Genomic DNA, 25,739 nt, shown 5'->3' with positions numbered 1-25,739 from the left:
AGGAGAAAGTAAGTATGCTAAAATCGCAAGATTGTTTTTCTTGCGATTTCTTAAACTAGTGAGGAAAAATAAACATTATGAGACAAACAAATGTTAGAGGAAGCTTGTCCCTCCGTGGCTTTAGAAAATTGAGAACTGGTGCAATTGTTGCGACAGGTGTGATTTTGCTAGGTCTGGGCTTTTTAGCTCCAACTGTGTCAGCCAGTGAACAAGATGGTATCTGGGTAGCCAGAACAGTTGAGGAAGTGAAAGCTGACCTTCAAAAAGAAGGTGATTTATTTAAGTATGTCATTAAGTGGGGAGATACATTAAGTGTTATCAGCGAAGCAAGCAATATCCCGGTAGATGTACTCCAAGAAATGAATCAAGCTTCAGGTAAGAATTTATTCTTACCACACAATGAATTGTACTTTACTGAAGCTGAAACGGTTTCAGATACAGTCACAAAACACAAGATTGTCATCAAAGAAAGTGGTGCAAGTGGCGAAGTTCGCACTTACGAAGTCTTGCTCAAGAAAGATCAGGAAACAAAAGCTGTTACCTTTGAATTAACAGATGTCACTGAGAAAGTTGAAAAAATGACTGTGAACTATAGCCCAGTTTATCAGCCTGTATCAGCACCAGTAGTGGAAAGAGCGGAAGAATCGGATGAAGAACCTGATTCAGAAGCACCAGCAGAGACAAGCCCAGAAGTTAAAGAAGAAACAGAAGCTCCAGTAGCACAAAAAGCAGAAGAGCCAACTGTAACAACGCCAAAAGCAGAAAAACCAGTGTCTCCAGCACCAACAGAATCAGCGCCAGAGGTAGAAAAACCAGCTGAGCCTAAAGAAGCAGAATCAACACCTGAAGGAACATTTACAGGAACAGCAGAATCAGCACCAGATTCAACAGAATTAGTGGCAAATGGAGCTTCAGGAAGAACAGAAGGGGCTTCAGAAGTAACTCCAGGAGTAACAGGAAAAGAAACTGAAGAATCAGGAACAGAAGCACCTACAACTCCAAAAGAAGATACACCTGAAGGAACAGTTTCAGAAGGAGAAACAGGAACAGAGTCAGCAGAATTGGCTGAACCAAAAACAGAAGCACCTACAACTCCAGAAAATAAAGAAGAACAACCAGGTGCAACAGAAGCACCGGAACCAAAAGTAACAGAGTCCGAGGCAGCGAAACCAGCTCCAAAAGAAGCAGGAACAACAGCAGGAAATGAAGTAAAAGAAACTGAAGAAGCAGGAACAGGTTCAGAAGTAGCTACAACAGGTGCACCAGCAGCGGAAGGAAGTTCAGAAGCGACTCTAGGTTCAACAGAAGAAGCTTCAGGAACAACACCAAAAGCAGAAGTTTCAGAAGCACCAGTGGCAGAGGCTACAACTTCAGGAGAACAAAGTCAACCAGCAGAAGAAACTCCAGCACCATCAAAACCAGAAACCCCAGCTTCAACAGAAGCAGCTACAGAGGCTACAACTTCAAGTGAAGTAGGCAATGCAGAAGAAACCTCTGTTGAGGAGACAGGAAAACAAGATAGCGCAACAAATACACCGTCAGCTGAGTCTAAAGAAGAAGCGGTAACAACACCAGAAGCAACAGAAAAAGAAGCAAAAGCAGAAGAGTCAGCAGAACCAGGAACATCTGCAACTGTGGAATCAACACCAGCAGGAGAAGAAGGTAAAGCCGAAGCAACGGAAGAAGCTGAAGAACCAGGAATAATAGCAGAAGCAACCCCAGCACCAAAAGAATCAGGAGAAGAAGGTAAAGCGGAGGATTCAGTTTCTTCAACTGAATCTTCATCAACTGCTTCTGAAGGGGAGTCAACAGCTACGCAGCCAGCTGTAGAAGCAGAAACAGATTCAACATCGGAAGCTGAAGAACTTGCAACTACGGAAACAGCAACAGCACCAAAAGCGGAAGAGCCAGAGGCGGCAACCCCAGCTTCAGAAGTACCATCAGAATCAGAGTCGAAAGAAGAAGATTCATCTGCAGGGGATACAACAGTTACAGAAGAACAGCCGGCTTCAGAAACTGTCTCTGAAGGTGGGGCACCAGCTACACAACCAGCTGGAGAAGAAAATAAATCCGAACCAACGTCAGAAACTTCAACTATTCCATCTGTAGATGCTACAAATGATTCAGGTAATTCAGAGTCATCACCTTCAGTAACAGAAGGCAATAAAGAAGAAACAAATTCACAAAATACTGAAGCTTCGACTGTGAACGAAAACTCAGAATCATCTAATTCAGATTCAGAAAAACCACAGGGTGATGAACCAGCTGTACAAGTAGGATCAGACCCAACAGCGTCAACAGAAGGAACATCTACAGGAAAAGAAGAATCAGCACCAAAAGCAGAAGAAAAACAAGTCGACAAGAAACTAGAACTTAGAAATATTTCAAATGTGGAATTGTTTACAGTAGAAAATAATAAATATCGACATGTAACCTCATTTGATACGGTTCCAAATAATCCTAGTAACTACTTTATGAAAGTAAAATCAGAGAAGTTTAAAGATGTGATGTTACCTGTCTCAAGTATTACAAGTGTCAGAAGAGATAATCAAGAAGTATATAAAATTGTTGGTCGAGCAAATGATTTAATTCAACATGAAAATGATAGTACTGTAGAAAATTATACTTATTATTTACCAAAAACTATTAATAGTGAAAACGAAGTTTATACATCATTTAAAAATCTAGTAGAAGCAATGAATAGAAATTTACATGGTACGTTTCGTTTAGGAGCAACTATGGATGCTCGTGAAGTAGAACTTTCGGATGGTCAAGAAAGTTATATAAATCAAGAATTTAGTGGTACATTAATAGGTACAAACAATGATAAGAACTATGCTATATATAACTTGAAAAAACCGTTATTTAAAGTTTTAAATCATGCTGCTATTCAAGATCTTTCAATAAAAGAAGCTAATGTTTCTTTGAAAGAAGATGCTGCTACAATAGCGAAAGAGGCGAATAATGGTACTACAATTACAAATGTTCATTCATCAGGTGTAATTGCTGGTGAGCGTAGCATTGGTGGTTTGGTTTCAAAAGTAACTGACTCTACAATTTCTAATAGTAGTTTTACAGGTAGAATAACAAATACTTATAATACAAATGCTACTTATCAAATAGGTGGTTTAGTTGGCAAACTTTCAGGTGTTGGTGCTTTAATAGAAAACTCAATTTCATCTATCGATATGGCGACAAACGCTAATCAAGGGGACCAAACAGTTGGTGGTATAGCTGGGGTTGTTGATAGAAGTGCTAGAATTAGTAATAGTTACGTTGAAGGAAATCTTAACAATGTGAAGCCTTTTGGTAAAGTAGGAGGAGTTGTAGGTAATCTTTGGGATAATTCAGGTGAAGTTGAAAATTCAGGTCGACTATCTGATGTATTAAGCGATGTCAATGTTACTAACGGTAATGCTATTGCTGGTTATGATTTTAATGGTATAAAAGCAACTAACACTTATAGTAATAAAAATAATAAGGTGGTAAAAGTAGTTCAAGTAGATGACGAAGTACTTAGTAAAGATTCTGAAGAGCAAAGAGGAACTGTGCTAGAAGCGGATGAGATTAATGTGAAAAAAGCTCAACTTGTTCCTAAAAATAATATTAAAACTGAGGACTTTAATTTCTCTTCTAAATATGGAACGGATTATAGTAAATTAAAAGATGTTGATGTTTCTAGGTTAAGGGTGTATAAAAATATAGAAAAATTACTGCCATTTTATAACAGAGAGACTATTGTTAAGTATGGTAATTTAGTGGATACTAATAATGCTTTATATACTAAGGATCTTGTGTCTGTAGTTTCAATGCATGACAAAGAAGTAATTTCTGATATTAATAAACATAAAGCTAGTATTAATAAGTTGTTACTACATTATTCAGATAATACTTCTCAAACATTAGATATAAAATATCTACAAGATTTCTCTAAAGTAGCAGAATACGAAATAACTAATACAAAATTAATATACACACCTAATACGTTATTACATAATTACAATAATATTGTAAAATCTGTTTTAAATGATCTGAAATCTGTTCAATATAATTCAGCTGATGTTAGAAAAGTATTAGATATTTCTAATGATATAAAATTAACAGAATTATATCTAGATGAACAGTTCGATAAAACAAAAGCAAATATTGAAGATACTTTATCAAAACTTCTTTCTGCAGATGCGGCAATAGCTGAAAATAATAATTCGATAATAGATAATTATGTAGTAGAAAAAATTAAGAATAATAAAGAGGCGTTGCTTTTAGGTTTAACATATCTTGAACGTTGGTATAATTTTAAATATGATAATGCAAGTACAAAAGATTTAGTATTATATCATTTAGATTTCTTTGGTAAATCTAATAGTTCTGCATTAGATAATGTTATTGAGCTAGGTAAATCAGGATTTAACAATTTATTAGCTAAAAATAATGTAATTACTTATAATGTATTATTATCAAAAAATTATGGAACTAAGAGTTTATTTGAGGCATTGGAAAAATATAGAAAAGTTTTAGTGCCGAATAAAACAAATAACGAATGGTTTAAAGAACAATCTAAAGCTTATATAGTAGAAGAAAAATCTACAATTCCTGAAGTAAGCGAAAAACAATCTAAGGAAGGGACGAAGTATTCTATTGGAGTATATGATAGATTAACTAGCCCTTCTTGGAAATATCAAAGTATGGTGTTACCGTTATTAACACTACCTGAAAAATCAGTGTTTATGATAGCGAATATTTCAACTATAGGATTTGGAGCCTATGACAGATATAGAAGTTCAGAATATCCTAAGGGAGAAAAGTTAAACAAATTTGTAGAAGATAATGCACAAGAAGCGGCTAAACGATTTAGAGATCATTATGATTATTGGTACAAAATACTAGATACGAAAGAAAAAGATAAATTGTTTAGAAGTATTTTGGTATATGATTCTTTTAGATTTGGTAATGATAAAGATAAAAATACTAGTCAAGCAGATTTTGAAACTGATCATCCAGCAATAAAACATTTCTTCGGTCCTGCGGGGAATAATGTTGTTCATAATGGACACGGAGCATATGCTACGGGAGATGCGTTCTACTATATGGCTTATCGTATGCTTGATAAGGCTGGCGCAGTAACATATACTCATGAAATGACACACAACTCAGATAGAGAAATTTATCTTGGAGGATATGGAAGAAGAAATGGGCTTGGACCAGAGTTTTATGCAAAAGGATTATTACAAGCTCCCGATCATCCAGATGATGCAACAATCACGATAAACTCTGTATTGAAATATGATGAAGCGGAAAATGCTAATAGACTACAAGTGAAAAATCCAACTCAACGATTTAATAATGCAGAAGACTTGCGTAAATATATGCATAACTTATTCGATTTAGTTTATACACTTGAAAAATTAGAAGGAGAAGCAGTAGTTAACTTAGGTGCCAATGAGAAAGGTGAGCTATTAAGGAAAATAGAGAATGAGTATAAACCTGATCCTGATGGAAATGATGTTTATGCAACGAATGTAGTCCGTAGATTAAAACCTGATGAGCTTAATAAGTTAACCTCTTTCAATAGTTTAATAGAAAACGATATAATCACAAGAAGAGGGTATATTGATGAAGGTGAGTATAAACGAAATGGATACTACACAATCAATCTTTTCTCGCCAATATATTCTGCCTTAAGTAGTGATAAAGGGACTCCGGGTGATTTAATGGCTCGTCGTATGGCATTTGAACTATTAGCTGCAAAAGGATATAAAGAAGGTATGGTACCATATATTTCTAACCAATATGAAAATGAAGCGAAAGCTAATGGAAGTAAAATTAATTCATACGGTAAAGAAGTAGGATTGGTAACTGATAAATTAGTGCTTAATAAGATATTTAATAACCAGTATTCATCTTGGGCTGATTTTAAAAAAGCTATGTATAAAGAACGAGAAAATAAATTTAATAACTTAACAAATATTAGCTTTATAAATCCTAATAATTGGGGACGTCAAGAGACGATAACTATTGATAGTATTGCTAAGTTAAGAAATATAATTAAAGAAGCGGTTCAGGCGGATGCTACTAATTATGCTTCAATATTATATCCAAAAGAAAGCAGTAAAGTTTACAAACTTAAAAAAGCTATTTTCAAAGCTTATCTAGATAAAACTGATGATTTTAGAAGTTCAATTTTTGATGAGGAAAATAAATTTACTAATTAGAGTAGCACATGAAGATAGGTTTCGTTTCTTCATGTGTGAAACTCTTTCCTTTTTGGTTTTGACTAGCTTTTTTGTGAAAAATTGTGTAAAATAGAATAGATAAACGAGGGGAAACCTCGGAAAATTTAAAGGAGAATCCATCTAATGGTAAAATTGGTTTTTGCTCGCCACGGTGAGTCTGAATGGAACAAAGCTAACCTTTTCACTGGTTGGGCTGATGTTGATTTGTCTGAAAAAGGTACACAACAAGCGATTGACGCTGGTAAATTGATCAAAGAAGCTGGTATCGAATTTGACCAAGCTTACACTTCAGTATTGAAACGTGCTATCAAAACAACGAACTTGGCTCTTGAAGCTTCTGACCAATTGTGGGTTCCAGTTGAAAAATCATGGCGCTTGAACGAACGTCACTACGGTGGTTTGACTGGTAAAAACAAAGCTGAAGCTGCTGAACAATTTGGTGATGAGCAAGTTCACATCTGGCGTCGTTCATACGATGTATTGCCTCCAAACATGGACCGTGATGATGAGCACTCAGCTCACACAGACCGTCGTTACGCTTCACTTGACGACTCAGTTATCCCAGATGCTGAAAACTTGAAAGTGACTTTGGAACGCGCCCTTCCATTCTGGGAAGATAAAATCGCTCCAGCTCTTAAAGATGGTAAAAACGTATTCGTAGGAGCTCACGGTAACTCAATCCGTGCCCTTGTAAAACACATCAAAGGTTTGTCAGATGACGAAATCATGGACGTGGAAATTCCTAACTTCCCACCATTGGTATTCGAATTTGACGAAAAATTGAACGTCGTTTCTGAATACTACCTTGGAAAATAAAAAATTGTAAGCCTAGGATTGATTTCTAGGCTTTTTATGTTAGTATGGTAGTATGATAAGGAATAAAAAACAAGATTATGTATTGGCCTACAAGCAACCAGCGTCGACAACATATAAGGGTTGGGAAGAAGAGGCCTTACCGATAGGTAATGGTTCTCTAGGGGCTAAAGTCTTTGGGCTTGTAGGGGCTGAACGGATTCAATTCAATGAAAAAAGTCTCTGGTCTGGAGGTCCACTTCCTGATAGTTCAGATTATCAAGATGGAAATCTTCAGGACCAGTATGGTTTTTTAGCTGAGATTCGGCAGGCTTTGGAGAAGAGAGACTGCAATACTGCTAAGGAACTGGCTGAACATCATCTGGTCGGGCCAAAAACGAGTCAATATGGGACCTATCTGTCCTTTGGGGATATTCACATTGAGTTTAGTAATCAAGGCAAGACTTTGTCTCAGGTGACGGATTACCAGAGACAGCTGAATATCAGTAAGGCACTTGCGACGACTTCTTATGCCTATAAGGGAACGCGATTTGAACGTGAAGCTTTTGTGAGTTTTCCAGATAATCTCTTGGTTCAGCGTTTTATTAAGGAAGGGGCGGAAACTCTAGATTTTACTATAGAACTATCCTTGACCTGTGATTTGGCTTCTGATGGAAAGTATGAGCAGGAAAAATCTGATTACAAGGAGTGCCAGCTGGATATTACTGATTCTCATATCTTGATGAAGGGAAGAGTTAAGGATAATGATCAGCGGTTTGCTAGCTGTTTAGCTTGGGAAACGGATGGAGACATTAGAGTTTGGTCAGATAAGGTTCAGATATCAGGAGCCAGTTATGCCAATCTTTTCTTGGCAGCTAAGACGGATTTTGCCCAAAATCCTGCTAGCAATTATCGCAAGAAACTAGATTTAGAGCAACAGGTGATAGACTTGGTGGACACAGCTAAAGAAAAGGGCTATGCCCAATTGAAATCAAGGCATATTGAGGACTACCAAGCCTTATTCCAACGTGTTCAATTGGATTTGGGGGCTGAGGTTGACGCCTCTACTACAGATGTGTTGCTAAGAAATTATAAGCCACAAGAAGGGCAGGCTTTGGAGGAACTGTTCTTCCAGTATGGGCGGTATTTATTGATTAGTTCTTCTAGAGATTGCCCAGATTCGCTACCAGCTAACCTGCAAGGAGTCTGGAATGCGGTCGATAATCCTCCTTGGAATTCGGACTATCACCTGAATATCAACCTGCAGATGAATTATTGGCCAGCCTATGTTACCAATCTCCTAGAGACGGCTTTTCCAGTCATCAACTATATCGATGATTTGCGTGTCTATGGTCGCCTAGCAGCTGCAAGGTATGCAGGAATCGTTTCTCAGAAAGGGGAAGAGAATGGTTGGTTAGTCCATACCCAAGCGACTCCTTTTGGCTGGACGGCACCTGGTTGGGATTACTATTGGGGATGGTCACCAGCTGCCAATGCGTGGATGATGCAAACGGTTTATGAGCTCTACTCATTTTACAGGGACCAAGACTATCTCAGGGAGAAAATTTATCCCATGTTGAGGGAAACGGTTCATTTTTGGAATGATTTTTTACATGAGGATCAGCAGGCGCAGCGTTGGGTGTCTTCTCCGTCTTACTCGCCAGAACATGGTCCGATTTCGATTGGCAATACCTATGACCAATCTCTGATTTGGCAATTATTCTATGATTTTATTCAGGCTACTCAAGAATTGGGGCTGGATGGGGATTTGTTGACTGAGGTCAAGGAGAAGTTTGACTTGCTTAATCCTCTTCAAATCACTCAATCTGGTCGAATCAGGGAGTGGTATGAGGAGGAAGAGCAGCATTTTCAAAATGAAAAAGTGGAGGCCCAGCATCGGCACGTTTCTCATCTGGTGGGACTCTATCCTGGAACTCTCTTTAGTCATAAGGGGCAAGAGTATCTTGAAGCGGCGCGTGCTAGCCTCAATGATCGTGGAGATGGCGGCACAGGCTGGTCCAAGGCTAATAAGATCAATCTTTGGGCGCGTCTAGGAGATGGCAATCGAGCCCATAAATTATTAGCAGAGCAGTTAAAGACATCCACCTTGCCCAATCTTTGGTGCACCCATCCTCCTTTTCAGATAGATGGTAATTTTGGTGCTACTAGTGGCATGGCGGAAATGTTGCTCCAGTCTCATACAGCTTATCTGGTGCCTCTAGCTGCCCTACCTGATGCTTGGTCAACAGGTTCTGTTTCAGGCTTAATGGCACGTGGACATTTTGAAGTGAGCATGAGGTGGGAGAATAAAAAACTCTTACAGTTGACCATTTTATCAAGGAGTGGAGGAGATTTGCGAGTTTCTTATCCAGATATTGAGAAGAGTGTGATTAAAATGAATCAAGAAAAAATAAAAGCGAAATGCATGGGGAAAGATTGTATTTCGGTAGCAACAGCAGAAGGTGATCTGGTTCAATTTTATTTTTAAGAAGATGATGGAAGGCAGTAGTTTGAGACTGCCTTTTAATAAGGATTTAAGAATATAAGCAGTTTCCAACTAGTTGAAAAAGCGTTATAATGGTAATAGGAAGTAATACTCAATGAAAATCAAAGAGCAAACTAGAAAGCTAACCGCAGGTTGCTCAAAACAGTGTTTTGAAGAGATTTTCGAGGAGTATAATTTGTTTAAGAGAGGGTGGGTCTGATGGCTTATATTGAGATGAAACACTGTTACAAGCGTTATCAGGTTGGGGACACGGAGATTGTGGCCAATCGTGATGTGAATTTTGAGATTGAGAAGGGTGAATTGGTTATTATCCTTGGTGCATCTGGTGCAGGTAAGTCAACAGTTCTCAATCTCCTAGGGGGAATGGATACCAATGATGAGGGGGAAATCTGGATTGATGGTGCCAATATTGCAGACTATAGTTCCCACCAGCGAACCAATTACCGCCGCAATGATGTCGGTTTTGTTTTTCAGTTTTATAACCTAGTTTCCAATTTGACTGCTAAGGAAAATGTGGAACTGGCTTCTGAAATCGTGACGGATGCCTTGGATCCTGAACAGGTCTTGACAGATGTAGGTCTGGCTCATCGTCTCAATAACTTTCCAGCTCAGCTTTCTGGAGGGGAGCAACAGCGAGTCTCCATTGCACGCGCGGTAGCCAAAAATCCTAAAATTCTTCTTTGTGACGAACCAACAGGCGCCTTGGATTATCAGACAGGCAAGCAAGTCTTGAAGATTCTTCAAGATATGTCTCGTCAAAAGGGAGCGACGGTGATTATCGTGACTCATAATGGAGCTTTGGCGCCCATTGCTGATCGCGTGATTCATATGCACGATGCCAGTGTTAAGGATGTGGTGCTCAACCAGCATCCTCAGGATATTGACAGTTTGGAGTACTAGCATGATCAAGCGAAAAACTTATTGGAAGGACTTAATTCAGTCCTTCACAGGCTCCAAGGGGCGTTTTTTATCCATCTTGATCCTGATGATGTTGGGATCTCTAGCCTTAGTAGGCCTCAAAGTAACCAGTCCCAACATGGAGGCGACAGCTAATGCTTATTTAACAACTGCTAAAACCTTGGATTTGGCAGTTATGTCTAATTATGGTTTGGATCAAGCAGATCAAGAAGAACTAGAACAGATAGAGGGCGCAGAGGTTGAGTTTGGCTATTTGACAGATGTGACTATGGAGAATGGGCAGGATGCCATTCGGCTGTACTCCAAATCAGAGCGAATTTCAACCTTTCAGCTAAGAGAGGGACGACTTCCTCAGTCAGATAAGGAAATCGCCTTGGCAAGTCATTTGCAAGGCCAATATCGTGTGGGACAGGAGATTAGTTTTAAAGAAAAAGAAGAGGGTCATTCCTCTTTAAAAGACCATACTTATACCATTACTGGTTTTGTGGATTCAGCTGAAATCCTCTCCCAGCGAGATATGGGCTACGCAGCAAGTGGAAGTGGGACTCTGACAGCCTATGGGGTGATTTTACCTAGTCAGTTTGATCAGAAAGTCTATAATATAGCTCGTTTGAAATATCAAGATTTAGCAGGCTTAAATGCTTTTTCATCAGCTTATGAAGAAAAATCCAAGCAACATCAGGAAGAACTTGAACAAGTTCTATCAGATAATGGCAAGGCACGTCTGCAACTCTTGAAAAAAGAAGGGCAAGAGTCTCTCGACAAGGGCCAAGAGGCCCTTGACAAGGCTGAGACTAATTTGCAGGAAGGCAAGCGTCGTTTAGCAGCTGCTCAAGCTCGTATACTGGCTCAAGAAAGTCAACTAGCCTTGCTTCCTCAAGCTCAGAGAGAGCAGGCCCGTGCTCAACTTACCCAAGCCAAGCAGGAATTGGGCAAGGAAGAGGACAAACTAAAGCAGGCTGAACAAAATTTAGCCCAAGAAAAGGAAAAATTAGAAAAACATCAGCAAGTCTTGGATGATTTAGCTGAGCCCAAGTATCAAGTCTATAATCGTCAGACCATGCCTGGCGGTCAAGGCTACCTCATGTACAGTAATGCTTCAGCCAGTATTCGGGCAGTAGGCAATATCTTTCCTGTAGTGCTTTATGCTGTAGCAGCCATGGTGACCTTTACAACTATGACTCGCTTTGTGGATGAAGAGCGAACACATGCAGGGATTTTTAAGGCCTTGGGTTATCGCAGTAAGGATATTATCGCCAAATTTCTCCTCTACGGTCTAGTAGCTGGGACTGTAGGAACAGCTCTAGGTAGTATACTTGGACATTATTTACTAGCCGGTGTAATTTCAAGTGTCATTACAAAAGGCATGGTGGTGGGAGAAATCCAGATTCAGTTCTATTGGAGCTATAGCTTACTGGCTCTTGGTTTGAGTTGGTTGGCGAGTGTGTTACCAGCCTATCTGGTGGCTCGGAGGGAACTTCATGATGAAGCAGCCCAGCTTTTACTGCCTAAACCTCCTGTTAAAGGAGCTAAAATCTTACTGGAGCGCATCGGTTTTATCTGGCGTCGTCTCAGTTTTACCCATAAGGTAACAGCCCGTAATATCTTCCGTTATAAACAGCGGATGTCGATGACGATTTTTGGTGTGGCAGGTTCAGTCGCTCTGCTCTTTGCCGGTTTGGGAATTCAATCCTCTGTAGCAGGAGTTCCGTCTAGACAGTTTCAACAAATCCAACAGTATCAAATGATTGTCTCTGAAAATCCTAGTGCGACCAATCAGGACAAGGCAGAACTGGAAGAGATGTTGAAAGGACATGATATTCAAGCCTACCAGAAAATTTATTCTAAGACGCTAGACAAGGATTTCAAAGGTAAGGCTAGTCTTCAGACCATTACCCTTATGAGGACAGAGAAGGAAGATTTGACTCCCTTTATGCATCTGCAAGACCATCAGCAGGAGCTGACATTAAAAGATGGGGTCATTATTACAGCTAAACTGGCTCAGCTGGCAGATGTCAAGGTTGGGCAGACTCTAGAAATTGAAGGTAAGGAACTAACGGTCGCTGCCATTGCTGAGAACTACGTTGGTCACTTTATTTATATGAGTCAGGCTAGCTATGAGCAACTTTACGGACAGGTGCCGCAAGCTAATACTTATCTGGTCTCGCTAAGGGATACCAGTGCTACTAGTATCGAAAGGCAGGCAGGCTTGCTTATGAATCAATCTGCGGTGTCCAGCGTTGTCCAGAATGCTTCAGCCATCCGACTCTTTGACTCTGTCGCTAGCTCACTCAATCAGACCATGACCATTTTAGTCATCGTGTCGGTTCTATTGGCTATTGTTATCCTTTACAATCTGACCAATATCAACGTGGCTGAGAGAATCCGTGAACTCTCCACTATCAAGGTGCTCGGTTTTCATAATAATGAAGTCACCCTCTACATTTACCGTGAGACGATTGTGATGTCCCTTGTGGGAATCGTACTTGGTCTGGTAGCTGGTTTCTATTTACACCAATTTTTGATTCAAATGATTTCGCCTGCGACTATTCTCTTTTATCCGCAGGTAGGCTGGGAAGTCTATGTAATCCCAGTGGCAGCAGTAAGCACCATTTTGACCTTGCTTGGTTTCTTTGTCAATTATCATCTGAGAAAGGTTGATATGCTTGAAGCCTTGAAATCTGTAGAGTAATTTAGTTGTTTTTATCAGATCGAACTTGAATTTACTTGTAAAAAATCCTCCGTTTCAAAGAGCAGGGAACTCTTTGTGACAGAGGATTTTTTTCTATAGGGCTTTAGCAGCTGCAATTGCGGCTTCGAAGTTTGGTTCAGAGTTGATATTGTCCACGTATTCAACGTAGCGAATAGTATTGTCAGTATCGAGGACAAAGACTGCGCGTGCCAATAGGTGCCACTCATTGATTAAGAGGGCATAATCACGTCCAAAGGAATGGTCGAAGTAGTCTGAGAGCATGATGGCATTTTCAATGCCTTCAGCCCCACACCAACGTTTTTGGGCAAATGGTAGGTCCATTGAAACAGTCAAGACAACCGTATTATCCAGTCCAGCCAGTTCTTCATTAAAGCGACGCGTTTGAGTTGAGCAGATGCCTGTATCGATAGAAGGCACGACACTCAAGACTTTTTTCTTGCCATCAAAATCAGCCAGAGATTTTTTAGAAAGGTCTGTTGTAGTGAGAGAAAAATCAAGCGCCTTGTCGCCGACTTGTAGTTGTTTACCTGTAAAGCTCACAGGATTTCCGAGAAAAGTTACCATAGGATACTCCAATCTTTTTTCTTCCATTTTAGCTGAAACAGCCGGAATTTTCCAATGATTTGACCGGAAATGTGGGCATAGAAAAAACGCCAGCTCATGTGAGAATGACGTTTTTCAGAGGCTTATTTTGCCAATCCTTCAGCAATCTTATCAAGGTTGTATTTCATCATGCTGTAGTAGCTGTCGCCTTCTTTACCTTGTTCTGCGATAGAGTCAGTAAAGATTTGTGCGTAGATTGGGATGTTTGTGTCTTGTGAAACAGTTTTCATTGGACGGTCATCCACACTAGATTCTACAAAGAGTGATGGAACTTTTGTTTGGCGAAGTTTTTCAACCAAGGTCTTGATTTGTTCAGGTGTTCCTTCTTCTTCAGTATTGATTTCCCAGATGTAAGCACTTGGGACACCATAGGCTTTAGAGAAGTATTTGAATGCTCCTTCGCTGGTTACAATGAGTTTCTTTTCAGCAGGGATGTTATTAAATTTATCCTTACTTTCTTTATCAAGTTTGTCTAACTTATCAGTATATTCTTTGAGATTTTTTTCATAGAATTCCTTGTTGTTAGGGTCTTTGGCGCTCAATTGTTTGGCGATATTTTTAGCAAAGATAATCCCATTTTCAAGGTTGAGCCAAGCGTGTGGGTCTTCTTTACCTTTTTCATTTTTTCCTTCAAGGTAGATAACATCAACGCCTTCGCTGACTGCAAAGTAGTCTTTGTTTTCAGTTTTCTTAGCATTTTCTACCAATTTTGTAAACCAAGCATTGCCACCTGTTTCAAGGTTGATACCGTTATAGAAAATGAGGTCTGCCTCAGAAGTTTTCTTAACATCTTCAGGAAGTGGTTCGTATTCGTGTGGGTCTTGCCCAATCGGAACGATACTATGAAGATCAATTTTATCACCAGCAATATTTTTAGTAATATCAGCGATGATTGAGTTTGTAGCAACAACTTTTAGTTTTTGACCAGAAGCTGTATCTTTTTTTCCGCTAGCACATGCTACAAGAGCAATAACAGAAAGAAAGAGAACGAGTAATGTACCTAATTTTTTCATTAGATCCTCCAATTTATTGGGGTTTTACCCCTTATTTTAACAAATGTTTATTTTTTAGTTTCAAATATCGTTGTTTTGGAGCGATAAAGAAGCTAATGAGAAAGAAACTAGCGGCTGTAAGCACGATACTAGAACCTGCCGCAACGTTAAAGCTATAGCCGATAAAGAGCCCCAAAACTGAAGCTGTCGCTCCAAAGGTTGAGGAAAGGAAAATCATGCTTTTCAGGCTATTAGCATACAGATAAGCAGTTGCAGCTGGGGTAATCAGCATGGCTACAATCAGGATAGTTCCGACACTTTGCATGGCTGTCACAGACACGAGAGTCAAGAGTACCATGAGAAGGTAGTGATAGAAATTGACAGGCATTCCCATGGCTTTAGCCAAGAGTTCATCAAAGGAAGTGATCAAGAGTTGCTTGAAGAAAATCCAGATTAACAAGAGAATGACTGCCCCCACACCCATAGTAATAAACATATCCGTATCTTGGACGGCCAAGATATTACCAAAAAGGATATGGAAAAGGTCAGTTGAACTTTTAGCGACACTAATCAAGATGATACCGAGGGCTAAGAAAGAAGAAAAGGTAATGCCGATGGCGGTATCGCTTTTGATAATCGAGTTCCCCTTGATGTAGGTAATGATGATGGCAGCTAGCAATCCAAAGACAATGGCTCCGATAAAGAAGTCAAGGCCCAAGATGAAGGAGAGGGCTACACCTGGCAAGACAGCATGTGAAATAGCATCTCCCATGAGTGACATCCCGCGTAGAATGATGAAACATCCCACAGCTCCAGCTACGACTCCGACGACAATAGCTGTTATCAAGGCATTTTGTAAGAAATGGAATTTTTGTAATCCATCGATAAATTCTGCAATCATAGGTCACCTCCATTGAAAAATAGTCGATTACCGTAAGCTTTTTTGAGATTGGCTTCGGTAAAGGTTTCTTTGGTTGGACCAAAGGCAATCACTTCTCGATTGACAAGCAAGACTTGATCGAAGTAGTGGGGAACCTTGCTGAGGTCGTGGTGGACGATGAGAACCGTCTTTCCAGCTTTTTTCAGATTTCTCAGCGTATTCATGATGATTTCCTCACTGACAGAGTCAATCCCAACAAAGGGTTCATCCAAGAGGATATAGTCGGCTTCCTGAACTAAACATCTGGCAATCAAAACCCGCTGGAATTGACCTCCAGACAGTTGACTGATTTGACGTTCAGCGTAGTCAGCTAGACCGACAATTTCAAGGGCCTCTTGCACTTTCTTCCAATGTTTAGCATTTAAACTGCGAAAGAGAGGGATAGAGGGAAAGAGTCCTAACGAGACGCATTCCTTGACCTTGATGGGAAAGTTGTAGTCGATATTGATTTTTTGTTCGACATAGGCAATTCGGTGTAAGGATTTTTTAACTTCCTTGTCATCGAGAAATGCCTGACCTTGATGTGGGATAATTCCCAGCATACCTTTTAATAGTGTTGATTTTCCAGCACCGTTTGGGCCAATGATACCTGTAATTGTCGGTCCATGGAGCACTAGTGAAATATCCTTAAGTGCCAACGTTTCTTTGTAGGAGACACTGAGGTTTTCGATACGTATCATAAACTTATATTCCTCCTGTCTCTTAATATACATTAAAAAAAAAATTAAGTCAAGTTAATTTTTGAAAAAATTAAAATAATAACTGAAAAACAATGGGAAACATCCGTTCATTTTTAATTGCATTCCCAAGCAATTTTTGTTAAGCTAAAAACAAGTACAAATGAAAGCGAGAACAAGATGACACGTTATCAAGATGATTTTTATGATGCTATCAATGGGGAATGGCAACAGACAGCTGAAATTCCAGCAGATAAGTCTCAAACGGGAGGTTTTGTTGATTTAGACCAGGAAATTGAAGATCTGATGCTGGCGACAACAGACAAGTGGTTGGCAGGAGAAGAGGTGCCTGAGGATGCTATCTTGGCAAACTTTGTCAAATATCACCGCCTAGTTCGTGATTTTGACAAGAGAGAAGCTGACGGTATCACACCTGTCTTACCACTTCTTAAAGAATTCCAAGAATTGGAGACTTTTGCGGATTTTACAGCTAAACTAGCAGAGTTTGAGCTTGCAGGAAAACCTAATTTCCTTCCTTTTGGTGTATCGCCAGACTTTATGGATGCTAGAATCAATGTTCTATGGGCTAGCGCTCCAAGCACGATCCTTCCAGATACGACCTACTATGCTGAAGACCATCCTCAGCGAGAAGAGCTTTTGACTCTTTGGAAAGAAAGCAGCGTAAATCTCCTCAAGGCTTATGATTTCTCTGATGAAGAAATTGAAGACTTGCTAGAGAAAAGACTAGAATTGGACCGCCGAGTTGCGACAGTGGTGCTCTCTAATGAAGAAAGTTCAGAGTATGCTAAACTTTACCATCCATATGCTTATGAAGATTTCAAGAAATTCGCACCTGCCCTACCTTTGGATGACTTCTTCCAAGCCGTTATTGGGCAAGTACCAGACAAGGTTATTGTAGACGAGGAACGTTTCTGGCAAGCAGCAGACCAATTCTATAGTGAAGAGGCTTGGCCTCTCCTCAAGGCAACCTTAATTTTAAGTGTTGTGAATCTCTCAACCAGCTATTTAACAGAAGAAATCCGTGTCTTGTCAGGTGCCTATAGCCGTGCGCTTTCAGGAGTTCCAGAAGCCAAAGATAAGGTCAAGGCAGCCTATCAGCTAGCACAAGGTCCTTTCAAACAAGCTTTGGGTCTCTGGTATGCCCATGAAAAATTCTCTCCAGAGGCTAAGGCGGATGTGGAGAAAAAAGTGGCAACTATGATTGATGTCTATAAGGAACGCTTGGCTAAGAATGACTGGCTGACTCCTGAAACTCGTGACAAGGCCATCGTTAAACTCAATGTCATCAAGCCTTATATCGGTTACCCAGAAGAATTGCCAGAACGTTATAAGGACAAGGTAGTGGATGAAACGGCTAGTCTTTTTGACAATGCTCTAGCCTTTGCGCGTGTGGAAATCAAGCACAGTTGGAGCAAGTGGAACCAGCCCGTGGACTATAAGGAATGGGGTATGCCTGCTCATATGGTCAATGCTTACTACAATCCACAGAAGAACCTAATTGTCTTCCCAGCGGCCATTTTACAAGCACCTTTCTATGACTTGCATCAGTCATCTTCTGCTAACTACGGTGGTATTGGGGCAGTTATTGCCCATGAAATTTCCCACGCCTTTGATACCAACGGAGCTTCCTTTGATGAAAATGGTAGCCTCAAGGATTGGTGGACAGAGAGCGACTATGCTGCTTTCAAGGAGAAAACACAGAAAGTTATTGACCAGTTTGATGGTCAGGATTCTTATGGAGCAACCATTAACGGTAAATTGACTGTGTCAGAAAACGTGGCTGACTTGGGAGGAATCGCAGCAGCGCTTGAAGCAGCTAAGAGAGAACCAGACTTCTCAGCAGAAGAATTCTTCTACAACTTTGGTCGCATCTGGCGCATGAAAGGTCGACCAGAATTTATGAAACTTTTGGCTAGCGTCGATGTGCACGCACCAGCCAAACTCCGTGTCAATGTGCAAGTACCAAACTTCGATGATTTCTTTACAACCTATGATGTCAAAGAAGGAGACGGTATGTGGCGTTCACCAGAAGCGCGCGTGATTATTTGGTAAGGCAAAAAATTTAGTCATCAGAAAAAAGGCATCCAATCAGGTGTGAAAACCTTGATAGGATGCCTTTTATAGTGGAAAGACTGCTGGATAATGTACTTAAAATGCGATAGTCATTGTCACCATCTTACTAGAAAAAGGGATTGAAGGTCTTTTCATGGGCGATGGTCGTAGCTGGACCATGTCCTGGATAGACATCGTAGTTTGGTAGGGTGAAGAGTTGAGTCTGGATACTATGGAGGAGTTGTTCCATGCTACCAGTTGGAAGGTCGGTCCGTCCGATTGTTTCACGGAAAAGAGCATCACCTGTCAAGACTAGGTGAGCATTAGGAAAGACGATAGAAACACCGCCGATGGAGTGACCTGGTGTTGGCAAGACAGTGAAACGAAATTCCTCCAGTTGGTATTCTTCGTGAAAGACAAAGGTGCGTTCAGCCGGTTTTGCGACCACATCTGCCATATCATCGTGGCGGGGAAGTCCAGAGAGATTGTCGACAGGAGTATAGAGCCAGCTGGCTTCGCTCTCTGCGATATAGACAGGAGGATTGCCAAAAGTCTCGCGAACCAAGTCCAGACTCATGATATGGTCATAATGGGCGTGGGTCAGGAGAATAGCGCAGATCGGTTTGTTGAGGTTCTCGATTGTCTGACGAATGGCTTCCCAATGACTACCAGGATCTACTACGATAAGGTGATTTTCGCCTTCCAGGTAATAGGTGTTTTCATAGGCAACAGGATTGACGGTTTTATGGATTTTCATATTAGCTCCAATCTCAAAGAATGTACTAAATAAGTATAGCACAGTTAGGGAGAATAGGTAAGGATTTAGGATGAACTTAAAAACCAGCATGACTAGATGAAGACAGGCTGGTTATCAATTTATCAATATTGGAGAGGTGTCAATTGCCCTTCATAGGTTGCATAAACTCCGTCATTAGCTTGTTTGATAGATGTGATGTTTAGAGTGCCACCGTAGTTGGCTTCTCGTTTGTCACTATATTCACTATAAGTTATTCTATTGGGCAGGTTCTGGTCGTTAGCATAGTATTGAACGACTGTTTTTTTATAGCCTTGCTGGCTGAATAGGAACAGGCAGCAAACTCCTAACACTAGGAGAGAAAAGATAGAAATAGCAGTTTTTTTCATAGGCGTTCTCCTTATAAACTAAAGGATAAAAGAAAGCATCTTGAGGATTTTTAATTCCAAAATCCAGTCAAGGTACCAGTGTATGTGACACGAGTCCCACCGTTTGATCTTCGTACACTGTCTATTTCAAGTGTTCCTTTGAAGGTTGAATGGAAACTATCATTATATTCTGAATAGTAGATAGTTGGTGGGATGTAACCATCATCGTTATAGTATTTTGTTACTGTTTTACTATAACGATGAGAATATATACGCTCATAACGAGGACCTTCAAAGTTATTTGTTGTACTAGTTTCAGCAGCAGTGATTGGAACGGTAATAGATAGAGCAGTAGCTCCTAATAGTGTTAGTACAGTTTTTTTCATAGAATACTCCTTTGTAAAACGACGTCATTCAACTATATTGACTTGAATGAAAAGGTGATAAGGATAGGGAGTTAAATTATATTTAGGTTACAATATGGTTTCCGTTCTTCTATCTCTCCTTCTATCACCTAAATAGAAAATCTAACTGTACAATGTATTATAAAAAAATATTTCAGAATTGTCAAGCAATTCTGAAATATTTTTTTCCTATTCTGTTCCAATCTAGTTTTCATATTCTTAAAAAAGTGATAAAATGGTAGGAAGAATTGGAGAGTAGAGATGCCAAAAGAAGTGAATTTAACAGGCGAAGAAGTTGTCGCTTTAACCAAAGAATATTTAACAGAAGAGGATGTCCATTTTGTCCATAAGGCCTTGGTCTATGCGGTGGATTGCCACAGTGGTCAGTATCGCAAATCAGGCGAGCCTTATATCATTCACCCTATCCAAGTGGCAGGTATTTTAGCCAAACTCAAGCTAGATGCTGTAACGGTAGCTTGTGGTTTCTTGCACGATGTGGTGGAGGATACAGATGCGACCTTGGACGATTTGGAAAGAGAGTTTGGTCCTGATGTGCGGGTAATCGTAGATGGGGTTACCAAGCTTGGTAAGGTCGAGTACAAATCAATCGAGGAGCAATTAGCGGAAAATCATCGTAAGATGCTCATGGCCATGTCTGAGGACATCCGTGTTATCTTGGTTAAACTGTCTGACCGTTTGCACAATATGCGGACCCTAAAGCACCTTCGAAAAGACAAGCAGGAGCGCATTTCCAAAGAAACCATGGAAATCTATGCCCCACTTGCCCACCGTCTGGGGATTTCCAGTGTCAAATGGGAATTGGAAGACCTGTCTTTCCGTTATCTCAATCCAACGGAGTTTTACAAGATTACCCATATGATGAAGGAAAAGCGCAGGGAGCGTGAAGCCTTGGTGGATGAGGTGGTCACAAAATTAGAGGAATATACGACAGATCGTCACCTAAAAGGGAAGATTTACGGTCGTCCCAAGCATATTTACTCGATTTTCCGCAAAATGCAGGACAAGAGAAAACGGTTTGAGGAAATCTATGACCTGATTGCCATTCGTTGTATTTTAGACACCCAAAGTGATGTTTACGCCATGTTGGGTTATGTGCATGAACTTTGGAAACCGATGCCTGGTCGTTTCAAAGACTATATCGCTAACCGCAAGGCCAATGGTTACCAGTCTATCCATACGACAGTTTATGGGCCAAAAGGACCGATTGAGTTCCAAATTCGGACCAAGGCCATGCACGAGGTGGCTGAGTACGGGGTTGCGGCTCACTGGGCTTATAAGAAAGGCGTTAAGGGGCAGGTTAACAGCAAGGAATCTGCTATTGGGATGAACTGGATCAAGGAGATGATGGAGCTCCAAGACCAGGCTGATGATGCCAAGGAATTTGTGGACTCTGTCAAGGAAAACTATCTGGCTGAGGAGATTTACGTCTTTACCCCAGATGGAGCTGTCCGTTCTCTTCCCAAAGATTCAGGACCGATTGACTTTGCCTATGAAATCCATACCAAGGTTGGTGAAAAAGCGACTGGTGCCAAGGTCAATGGTCGTATGGTTCCTCTGACAACCAAGTTAAAAACTGGGGATCAGGTTGAAATTGTCACCAACCCGAATTCATTTGGTCCTAGCCGTGACTGGCTCAATATGGTCAAGACCAGCAAGGCGCGTAACAAGATTCGTCAGTTCTTTAAAAACCAAGATAAGGAACTGTCAGTCAACAAGGGTCGTGAGATGTTGATGGCCCAGTTCCAAGAAAACGGCTATGTGGCAAATAAATTCATGGACAAGCGCCACATGGACCAAGTTCTACAAAAGACCAGCTACAAGACAGAAGAATCCCTCTTTGCGGCTATTGGTTTTGGAGAAATTGGAGCTATTACTGTCTTTAACCGTCTGACTGAAAAGGAACGTCGTGAGGAAGAACGTGCCAAGGCCAAGGCGGAGGCAGAAGAACTTGTCAAGGGTGGCGAAGTCAAGGTTGAAAACAAAGAAACCCTCAAGGTCAAGCATGAGGGTGGTGTGGTCATTGAAGGTGCCTCAGGTCTCCTAGTGCGGATTGCCAAGTGTTGTAATCCTGTTCCTGGTGACGATATTGTCGGCTATATTACCAAGGGCCGTGGTGTGGCTATTCACCGTGTGGACTGTATGAACCTGCGTGCCCAAGAAAACTACGAGCAACGTCTCCTTGATGTGGAATGGGAAGACCAGTACTCAAACTCAAATAAGGAGTATATGGCCCATATTGATATTTACGGTCTCAACCGTACAGGACTGTTGAACGATGTACTGCAAGTTCTTTCAAACACAACCAAGAATATATCAACAGTCAACGCCCAACCAACTAAGGATATGAAGTTTGCCAATATCCATGTGTCCTTTGGCATTGCCAACCTCTCTACATTGACCACGGTTGTGGACAAGATTAAGAGTGTGCCAGAAGTCTACTCTGTCAAACGGACTAACGGTTAATTGCCCGAGCTCTTACTAGAAAGGCTATTATGAAAATCATTATCCAACGGGTTACAAAAGCCCAAGTGAGTATCGAAGGTCAGATTCAGGGGAAAATCAATCAGGGGCTCTTATTGCTGGTTGGTGTAGGACCAGAGGACCAAGAGGAAGATTTGGACTATGCTGTGAGAAAGCTTGTCAACATGCGGATTTTTTCAGACGCAGAAGGCAAGATGAACCTGTCTGTCAAAGATATTGAAGGAGAACTCCTTTCTATTTCTCAGTTTACCCTCTTTGCGGATACTAAGAAAGGCAATCGTCCAGCCTTTACAGGTGCAGCCAAGCCTGATATGGCATCAGACTTCTATGACGCTTTCAATCAAAAATTAGCGCAAGAAGTACCCGTTCAGACAGGTATCTTTGGAGCGGATATGCAAGTTGAGCTGGTCAATGACGGACCAGTTACCATTATCCTAGATACTAAAAATAGATAAGAAAGACCAAGCCCAGTCGGCTTGGTTTTTCTCATCTATCATAAAATACTCCAAAATGAAATCGTTTCTTGATAGGCTTTTGGGAAGTCTCTTTTCAGTCTTTGGCTTATGCGATAGGAAGAGATGAGATGTCCTAGGATTAGGAGAGTTCCCTGAAGGAGAAGTGGCACACCACTCAAACATATCAAGGAGAGAATCATCAGGCTATCCCATAGAAGGATTTGTAAGGCAAAATGCCAGAATTTTGGTCTAATCTGGGAATAGAGGTGACTAAAGTGGTCACAAAGCTGGTTTGAAAGATAGGCCAATAGCACAGGGTGAAAGAAAATGAGCCAACCACTATAAATTAAAATCCAATCCCAAGTGAGCCCCTCTTTAAATGTCAAAAATGCCAGCATAATTCCATCGATGGCAAGGAGCTCAATGGTTTTGATGAAGATGATTTTTTTCATGCTAAAACCTCCTTTTTTCATCTGTTAGTGACGTAATATTGAATATAATTATTATACAATATTTAGTTGGAGTGTGAAAGCGTTTACTATCTTTTTTGATATAAAAAATAGATAAGAAAACCCTGAAAATCAAACTTTCAGGGTTGGTAGGGGATTGGAGAAATTAGTTGATTTTCTCGACATAGAGTTGTTTTGCAATGTCCATACTTACTTGTAAGTCCTCGTCTTTACTAAGGATAGTGAAGGTGTTGCTGAAGCCATCAAACTGCTTGACTTGGAGCTGATCACCGATGTGAAGTGAGTGCTTGTCCAGATAATGGAGAATGTCAAAACTATCATGCACCCGAGTCAGGCGGTAGGAGCCAGCTTCCTTGATGTCAGCTAGTGGGAGGTTATTGATTTCAACTAGGAGTTCTCCCTTGGCAGGAATGGTTCCTCCGTGAGGGCAGGTCTTGGGAAATCCAAGCAATTTATCCAGTCTTTCCACGAAGAGGTCAGAGACAGTATGTTCCAATACCTCAGCTTCCTCGTGAATCTGGTCACTCGTATAGTTTAAATGATGAACCAGAAAAACTTCAATCAAGCGGTGTTTACGATAGAGCTCAGAGACCAATTTGAGGCCGAGGTCAGTCAGTAGATAGCCACATTCCTTGTCCTTGAGGATGAGATTTTCGCTCTTCATCCGTTTAATCATTTCAGTTACGGCAGGGGGAGAGACTTGCATGCGGGCAGCAATTTCCTTGTTGGTAATCTTATGCAAATCTATGCTAATTTCATAAATACATTTTAGATAGTCTTCTTTATTCGGGGTCATTCGCTTCCTCTTGTCTAATATCTTTATCTAGTATATCAAAAAAAGCTAGATTTCTCTAGCTGTGACTTTTTATGTTATACTTATTGCAAGAGAAAAAACGAGGAGATGGATATGACGAAAATAGCTCTTCTTTCAGATATTCATGGAAATACCACCGCCTTGGAGGCTGTTTTGGCAGATGCTCGGCAGCGAGGAGTGGATGAATACTGGCTTTTGGGAGATATTCTCATGCCAGGGACAGGGCGTAGAAGGATTTTGGACTTGTTGGCTCAACTACCGATTACAGCTAGAGTTTTGGGAAATTGGGAAGATAGTCTGTGGCATGGTATCCGTAAGGAATTGGATAGTACTCGTCCCAGCCAACGCTATCTCTTGCGCCAGTGCCAGTATGTTCTAGAGGAGATTTCCCTAGAAGAAATTGAACTGCTCCATAATCAACCACTCCAGATCCATCGTCAGTTTGGGGATTTGACGGTAGGAATTAGCCACCATCTTCCTGATAAGAATTGGGGACGAGAGTTGATTCATACTGGAGCGCAAGAGGATTTTGATCGCTTGGTGACCAATCCGCCTTGCGATATTGCTGTTTATGGTCATATTCACCAGCAGTTGCTTCGTTACGGGACTGGTGGACAATTGATTGTCAATCCTGGTTCGATTGGGCAACCTTTCTTTTTAGACGCTCAGCTACGGAAGGACTTGCGGGCCCAGTATATGATTTTGGAGTTTGATGACAAGGGCTTGGTAGATATGGACTTCCGACGGGTAGACTACGATGTGGCAGCTGAATTGCAGTTGGCTAAAGACCTCAAACTTCCCTATTTTGAGGTTTATTATGAAAGTCTGGTCAATGGGATCCACCATACTCATCATCAGGAATTTTTGAGAGAATTGGCCCAGAAAGAGGGTTATGATAGGGAATTAGATGCTTGGTTGAAAAGTGGTAACGATTGACATTACAACTGAAAAGGGTATAATAATAGAAAAAGAAGAGTAGAGGCAGGCTAGCCTCATAAAAAGGAGAAGAGGATGCAAATTCCAAGTAGATTTACCATTGCGACTCATATGCTGATTATTATTGCCCTCAAGGGGAAGGAAAGCAAGGTGACCAGTGATTTTCTGGCTGCTAGTGTCGGGGTCAATCCTGTCATTATCAGAAAAACCTTGTCCCAGTTGAAGAAGGCAGAGCTGATTTCAGTAGCGCGTGGAACGGGCGGAACAGAGATTGTCAAGGATCTCAAGGACATTAGTCTTTTAGATGTTTATCAAGCGGTTGAGTGTCTTGGTAAGACCGGTCAACTCTTTAGTTTCCATGACAATCCAAATCCAAATTGCCCAGTTGGAGCTCATATTCATGATGTTTTGGATCAAAAATTGGAGAGAATTCAGCTGGCTATGGAGGCTGAACTTGGTCAGACCAGTTTAGAGCAAGTCGTGGCTGATGCAGAGAGTCAGATGAAGGAGTGATTTTTTCTTTAAAACAAAAAAGCTTATGAAAAGGTTTTTATACTCAATGAAAATCAAAAAGCAAACTAGGAAGCTA

At 40.8% G+C, this 25,739-nt stretch carries 19 protein-coding genes; 10 read left to right on the top strand and 9 right to left on the bottom strand.

Annotation, left to right across the window (positions count from 1 at the left end):
• Positions 1-77: 77 nt before the first annotated feature.
• The 5 genes from HT697_RS10185 (at position 78) to HT697_RS00075 (ending at position 13,141) form a co-directional block, all read left to right on the top strand.
• Complete coding sequence (locus tag HT697_RS10185) at positions 78-6,212, top strand: ZmpA/ZmpB/ZmpC family metallo-endopeptidase (protein WP_240149757.1); 6,135 nt, start codon at positions 78-80, stop codon at positions 6,210-6,212.
• 144 nt (positions 6,213-6,356) lie between these two features.
• Positions 6,357-7,049 (top strand): phosphoglycerate mutase, encoded by a 693-nt coding sequence (locus HT697_RS00090; RefSeq protein WP_000240129.1) that lies wholly within the window; start codon positions 6,357-6,359, stop codon positions 7,047-7,049.
• A 52-nt stretch (positions 7,050-7,101) separates the two neighbouring features.
• On the top strand, positions 7,102-9,513 hold the full coding sequence (locus HT697_RS00085; RefSeq protein WP_173261582.1) for a glycoside hydrolase family 95 protein: 2,412 nt from the start codon (positions 7,102-7,104) through the stop codon (positions 9,511-9,513).
• Positions 9,514-9,729: 216 nt separating this feature from the next.
• Complete coding sequence (locus HT697_RS00080; RefSeq protein WP_061439708.1) at positions 9,730-10,431, top strand: ABC transporter ATP-binding protein; 702 nt, start codon at positions 9,730-9,732, stop codon at positions 10,429-10,431.
• 1 nt (position 10,432) lies between these two features.
• The gene (locus tag HT697_RS00075; RefSeq protein ID WP_173261579.1) at positions 10,433-13,141 is read left to right on the top strand and encodes an FtsX-like permease family protein; all 2,709 of its coding nucleotides are present in this window, start codon (positions 10,433-10,435) and stop codon (positions 13,139-13,141) included.
• Between the two features lie 93 nt (positions 13,142-13,234).
• Here HT697_RS00075 and tpx read toward each other — a convergent pair whose 3' ends face one another.
• From tpx to HT697_RS00055, 4 genes are all read right to left on the bottom strand, one after another.
• Positions 13,235-13,726 carry a thiol peroxidase gene (gene tpx, locus HT697_RS00070; RefSeq protein WP_000256026.1) on the bottom strand — a complete coding sequence of 164 codons (492 nt, stop codon included), beginning with the start codon at positions 13,724-13,726 and terminating at the stop codon, positions 13,235-13,237.
• Between the two features lie 122 nt (positions 13,727-13,848).
• Positions 13,849-14,778: a metal ABC transporter substrate-binding lipoprotein/adhesin PsaA gene (gene psaA, locus HT697_RS00065; RefSeq protein WP_054392830.1), complete on the bottom strand. Its 930-nt coding sequence runs from the start codon at positions 14,776-14,778 to the stop codon at positions 13,849-13,851.
• A 31-nt stretch (positions 14,779-14,809) separates the two neighbouring features.
• Complete coding sequence (locus HT697_RS00060) at positions 14,810-15,658, bottom strand: metal ABC transporter permease (RefSeq protein ID WP_000559787.1); 849 nt, start codon at positions 15,656-15,658, stop codon at positions 14,810-14,812.
• Positions 15,655-16,377, bottom strand: a complete 723-nt coding sequence (locus tag HT697_RS00055) for a metal ABC transporter ATP-binding protein (RefSeq protein WP_173261575.1) — start codon at positions 16,375-16,377, stop codon at positions 15,655-15,657. The genes HT697_RS00060 and HT697_RS00055 overlap by 4 nt, the downstream gene beginning before the upstream one ends.
• 177 nt (positions 16,378-16,554) lie before the next feature.
• On the opposite strand from HT697_RS00055, the gene pepO reads away from it, so the two are divergent.
• Positions 16,555-18,447, top strand: a complete 1,893-nt coding sequence (gene pepO / locus HT697_RS00050) for an endopeptidase PepO (protein ID WP_173261572.1) — start codon at positions 16,555-16,557, stop codon at positions 18,445-18,447.
• A 127-nt stretch (positions 18,448-18,574) separates the two neighbouring features.
• On the opposite strand, the gene HT697_RS00045 is transcribed toward pepO, so the two are convergent.
• From HT697_RS00045 to HT697_RS00035, 3 genes are all read right to left on the bottom strand, one after another.
• The gene (locus HT697_RS00045) at positions 18,575-19,204 is read right to left on the bottom strand and encodes an MBL fold metallo-hydrolase (RefSeq protein WP_173219873.1); all 630 of its coding nucleotides are present in this window, start codon (positions 19,202-19,204) and stop codon (positions 18,575-18,577) included.
• Between the two features lie 122 nt (positions 19,205-19,326).
• A complete protein-coding gene (locus tag HT697_RS00040; RefSeq protein WP_316043872.1) occupies positions 19,327-19,554 on the bottom strand; it encodes a hypothetical protein in 228 nt (75 codons plus the stop codon).
• Positions 19,555-19,640: 86 nt separating this feature from the next.
• The gene (locus HT697_RS00035) at positions 19,641-19,955 is read right to left on the bottom strand and encodes a hypothetical protein (RefSeq protein ID WP_016397434.1); all 315 of its coding nucleotides are present in this window, start codon (positions 19,953-19,955) and stop codon (positions 19,641-19,643) included.
• 279 nt (positions 19,956-20,234) lie between these two features.
• Here HT697_RS00035 and HT697_RS00030 point away from each other — a divergent pair, with 279 nt between their 5' ends.
• Entirely contained in the window at positions 20,235-22,457 is a 2,223-nt protein-coding gene (locus HT697_RS00030; RefSeq protein WP_173219876.1) for a bifunctional (p)ppGpp synthetase/guanosine-3',5'-bis(diphosphate) 3'-pyrophosphohydrolase, read from the top strand.
• A 29-nt stretch (positions 22,458-22,486) separates the two neighbouring features.
• Positions 22,487-22,930: a D-aminoacyl-tRNA deacylase gene (dtd, locus tag HT697_RS00025; protein ID WP_173219879.1), complete on the top strand. Its 444-nt coding sequence runs from the start codon at positions 22,487-22,489 to the stop codon at positions 22,928-22,930.
• 38 nt (positions 22,931-22,968) lie between these two features.
• Here dtd and HT697_RS00020 read toward each other — a convergent pair whose 3' ends face one another.
• Both HT697_RS00020 and HT697_RS00015 read right to left on the bottom strand, forming a co-directional pair.
• On the bottom strand, positions 22,969-23,382 hold the full coding sequence (locus HT697_RS00020) for a hypothetical protein (protein ID WP_078465556.1): 414 nt from the start codon (positions 23,380-23,382) through the stop codon (positions 22,969-22,971).
• A 163-nt stretch (positions 23,383-23,545) separates the two neighbouring features.
• On the bottom strand, positions 23,546-24,196 hold the full coding sequence (locus tag HT697_RS00015) for a metal-dependent transcriptional regulator (RefSeq protein WP_054384446.1): 651 nt from the start codon (positions 24,194-24,196) through the stop codon (positions 23,546-23,548).
• Between the two features lie 111 nt (positions 24,197-24,307).
• Between HT697_RS00015 and HT697_RS00010 the strand changes: the two genes are divergently transcribed.
• Positions 24,308-25,150, top strand: a complete 843-nt coding sequence (locus HT697_RS00010; protein WP_164226489.1) for a metallophosphoesterase family protein — start codon at positions 24,308-24,310, stop codon at positions 25,148-25,150.
• 75 nt (positions 25,151-25,225) lie between these two features.
• Positions 25,226-25,663: an Rrf2 family transcriptional regulator gene (locus HT697_RS00005; protein WP_001166796.1), complete on the top strand. Its 438-nt coding sequence runs from the start codon at positions 25,226-25,228 to the stop codon at positions 25,661-25,663.
• Positions 25,664-25,739 lie beyond the last annotated feature (76 nt).

It is taken from the genome of Streptococcus sp. 1621 (assembly GCF_013276615.1).
Lineage (GTDB): Bacteria > Bacillota > Bacilli > Lactobacillales > Streptococcaceae > Streptococcus.
This window is presented reverse-complemented; position numbering and strand designations above follow the sequence as displayed.

Excerpts from the sequence above, each read along its gene's own strand:
- HT697_RS00055 (WP_173261575.1), bottom strand. The coding sequence starts at position 16,377 with ATGATACGTATCGAAAACCTCAGTGTCTCCTACAAAGAAACGTTGGCA.
- HT697_RS00075 (WP_173261579.1), top strand. The coding sequence starts at position 10,433 with ATGATCAAGCGAAAAACTTATTGGAAGGACTTAATTCAGTCCTTCACA.
- HT697_RS00080 (WP_061439708.1), top strand. The coding sequence starts at position 9,730 with ATGGCTTATATTGAGATGAAACACTGTTACAAGCGTTATCAGGTTGGG.
- HT697_RS00020 (WP_078465556.1), bottom strand. The coding sequence starts at position 23,382 with ATGAAAAAAATCATCTTCATCAAAACCATTGAGCTCCTTGCCATCGAT.
- HT697_RS00090 (WP_000240129.1), top strand. The coding sequence starts at position 6,357 with ATGGTAAAATTGGTTTTTGCTCGCCACGGTGAGTCTGAATGGAACAAA.
- pepO (WP_173261572.1), top strand. The coding sequence starts at position 16,555 with ATGACACGTTATCAAGATGATTTTTATGATGCTATCAATGGGGAATGG.
- dtd (WP_173219879.1), top strand. The coding sequence starts at position 22,487 with ATGAAAATCATTATCCAACGGGTTACAAAAGCCCAAGTGAGTATCGAA.
- HT697_RS00005 (WP_001166796.1), top strand. The coding sequence starts at position 25,226 with ATGCAAATTCCAAGTAGATTTACCATTGCGACTCATATGCTGATTATT.
- HT697_RS00015 (WP_054384446.1), bottom strand. The coding sequence starts at position 24,196 with ATGACCCCGAATAAAGAAGACTATCTAAAATGTATTTATGAAATTAGC.
- HT697_RS00060 (WP_000559787.1), bottom strand. The coding sequence starts at position 15,658 with ATGATTGCAGAATTTATCGATGGATTACAAAAATTCCATTTCTTACAA.
- HT697_RS00045 (WP_173219873.1), bottom strand. The coding sequence starts at position 19,204 with ATGAAAATCCATAAAACCGTCAATCCTGTTGCCTATGAAAACACCTAT.
- HT697_RS10185 (WP_240149757.1), top strand. The coding sequence starts at position 78 with ATGAGACAAACAAATGTTAGAGGAAGCTTGTCCCTCCGTGGCTTTAGA.
- HT697_RS00030 (WP_173219876.1), top strand. The coding sequence starts at position 20,235 with ATGCCAAAAGAAGTGAATTTAACAGGCGAAGAAGTTGTCGCTTTAACC.
- HT697_RS00035 (WP_016397434.1), bottom strand. The coding sequence starts at position 19,955 with ATGAAAAAAACTGTACTAACACTATTAGGAGCTACTGCTCTATCTATT.
- tpx (WP_000256026.1), bottom strand. The coding sequence starts at position 13,726 with ATGGTAACTTTTCTCGGAAATCCTGTGAGCTTTACAGGTAAACAACTA.
- HT697_RS00010 (WP_164226489.1), top strand. The coding sequence starts at position 24,308 with ATGACGAAAATAGCTCTTCTTTCAGATATTCATGGAAATACCACCGCC.
- HT697_RS00085 (WP_173261582.1), top strand. The coding sequence starts at position 7,102 with ATGATAAGGAATAAAAAACAAGATTATGTATTGGCCTACAAGCAACCA.
- psaA (WP_054392830.1), bottom strand. The coding sequence starts at position 14,778 with ATGAAAAAATTAGGTACATTACTCGTTCTCTTTCTTTCTGTTATTGCT.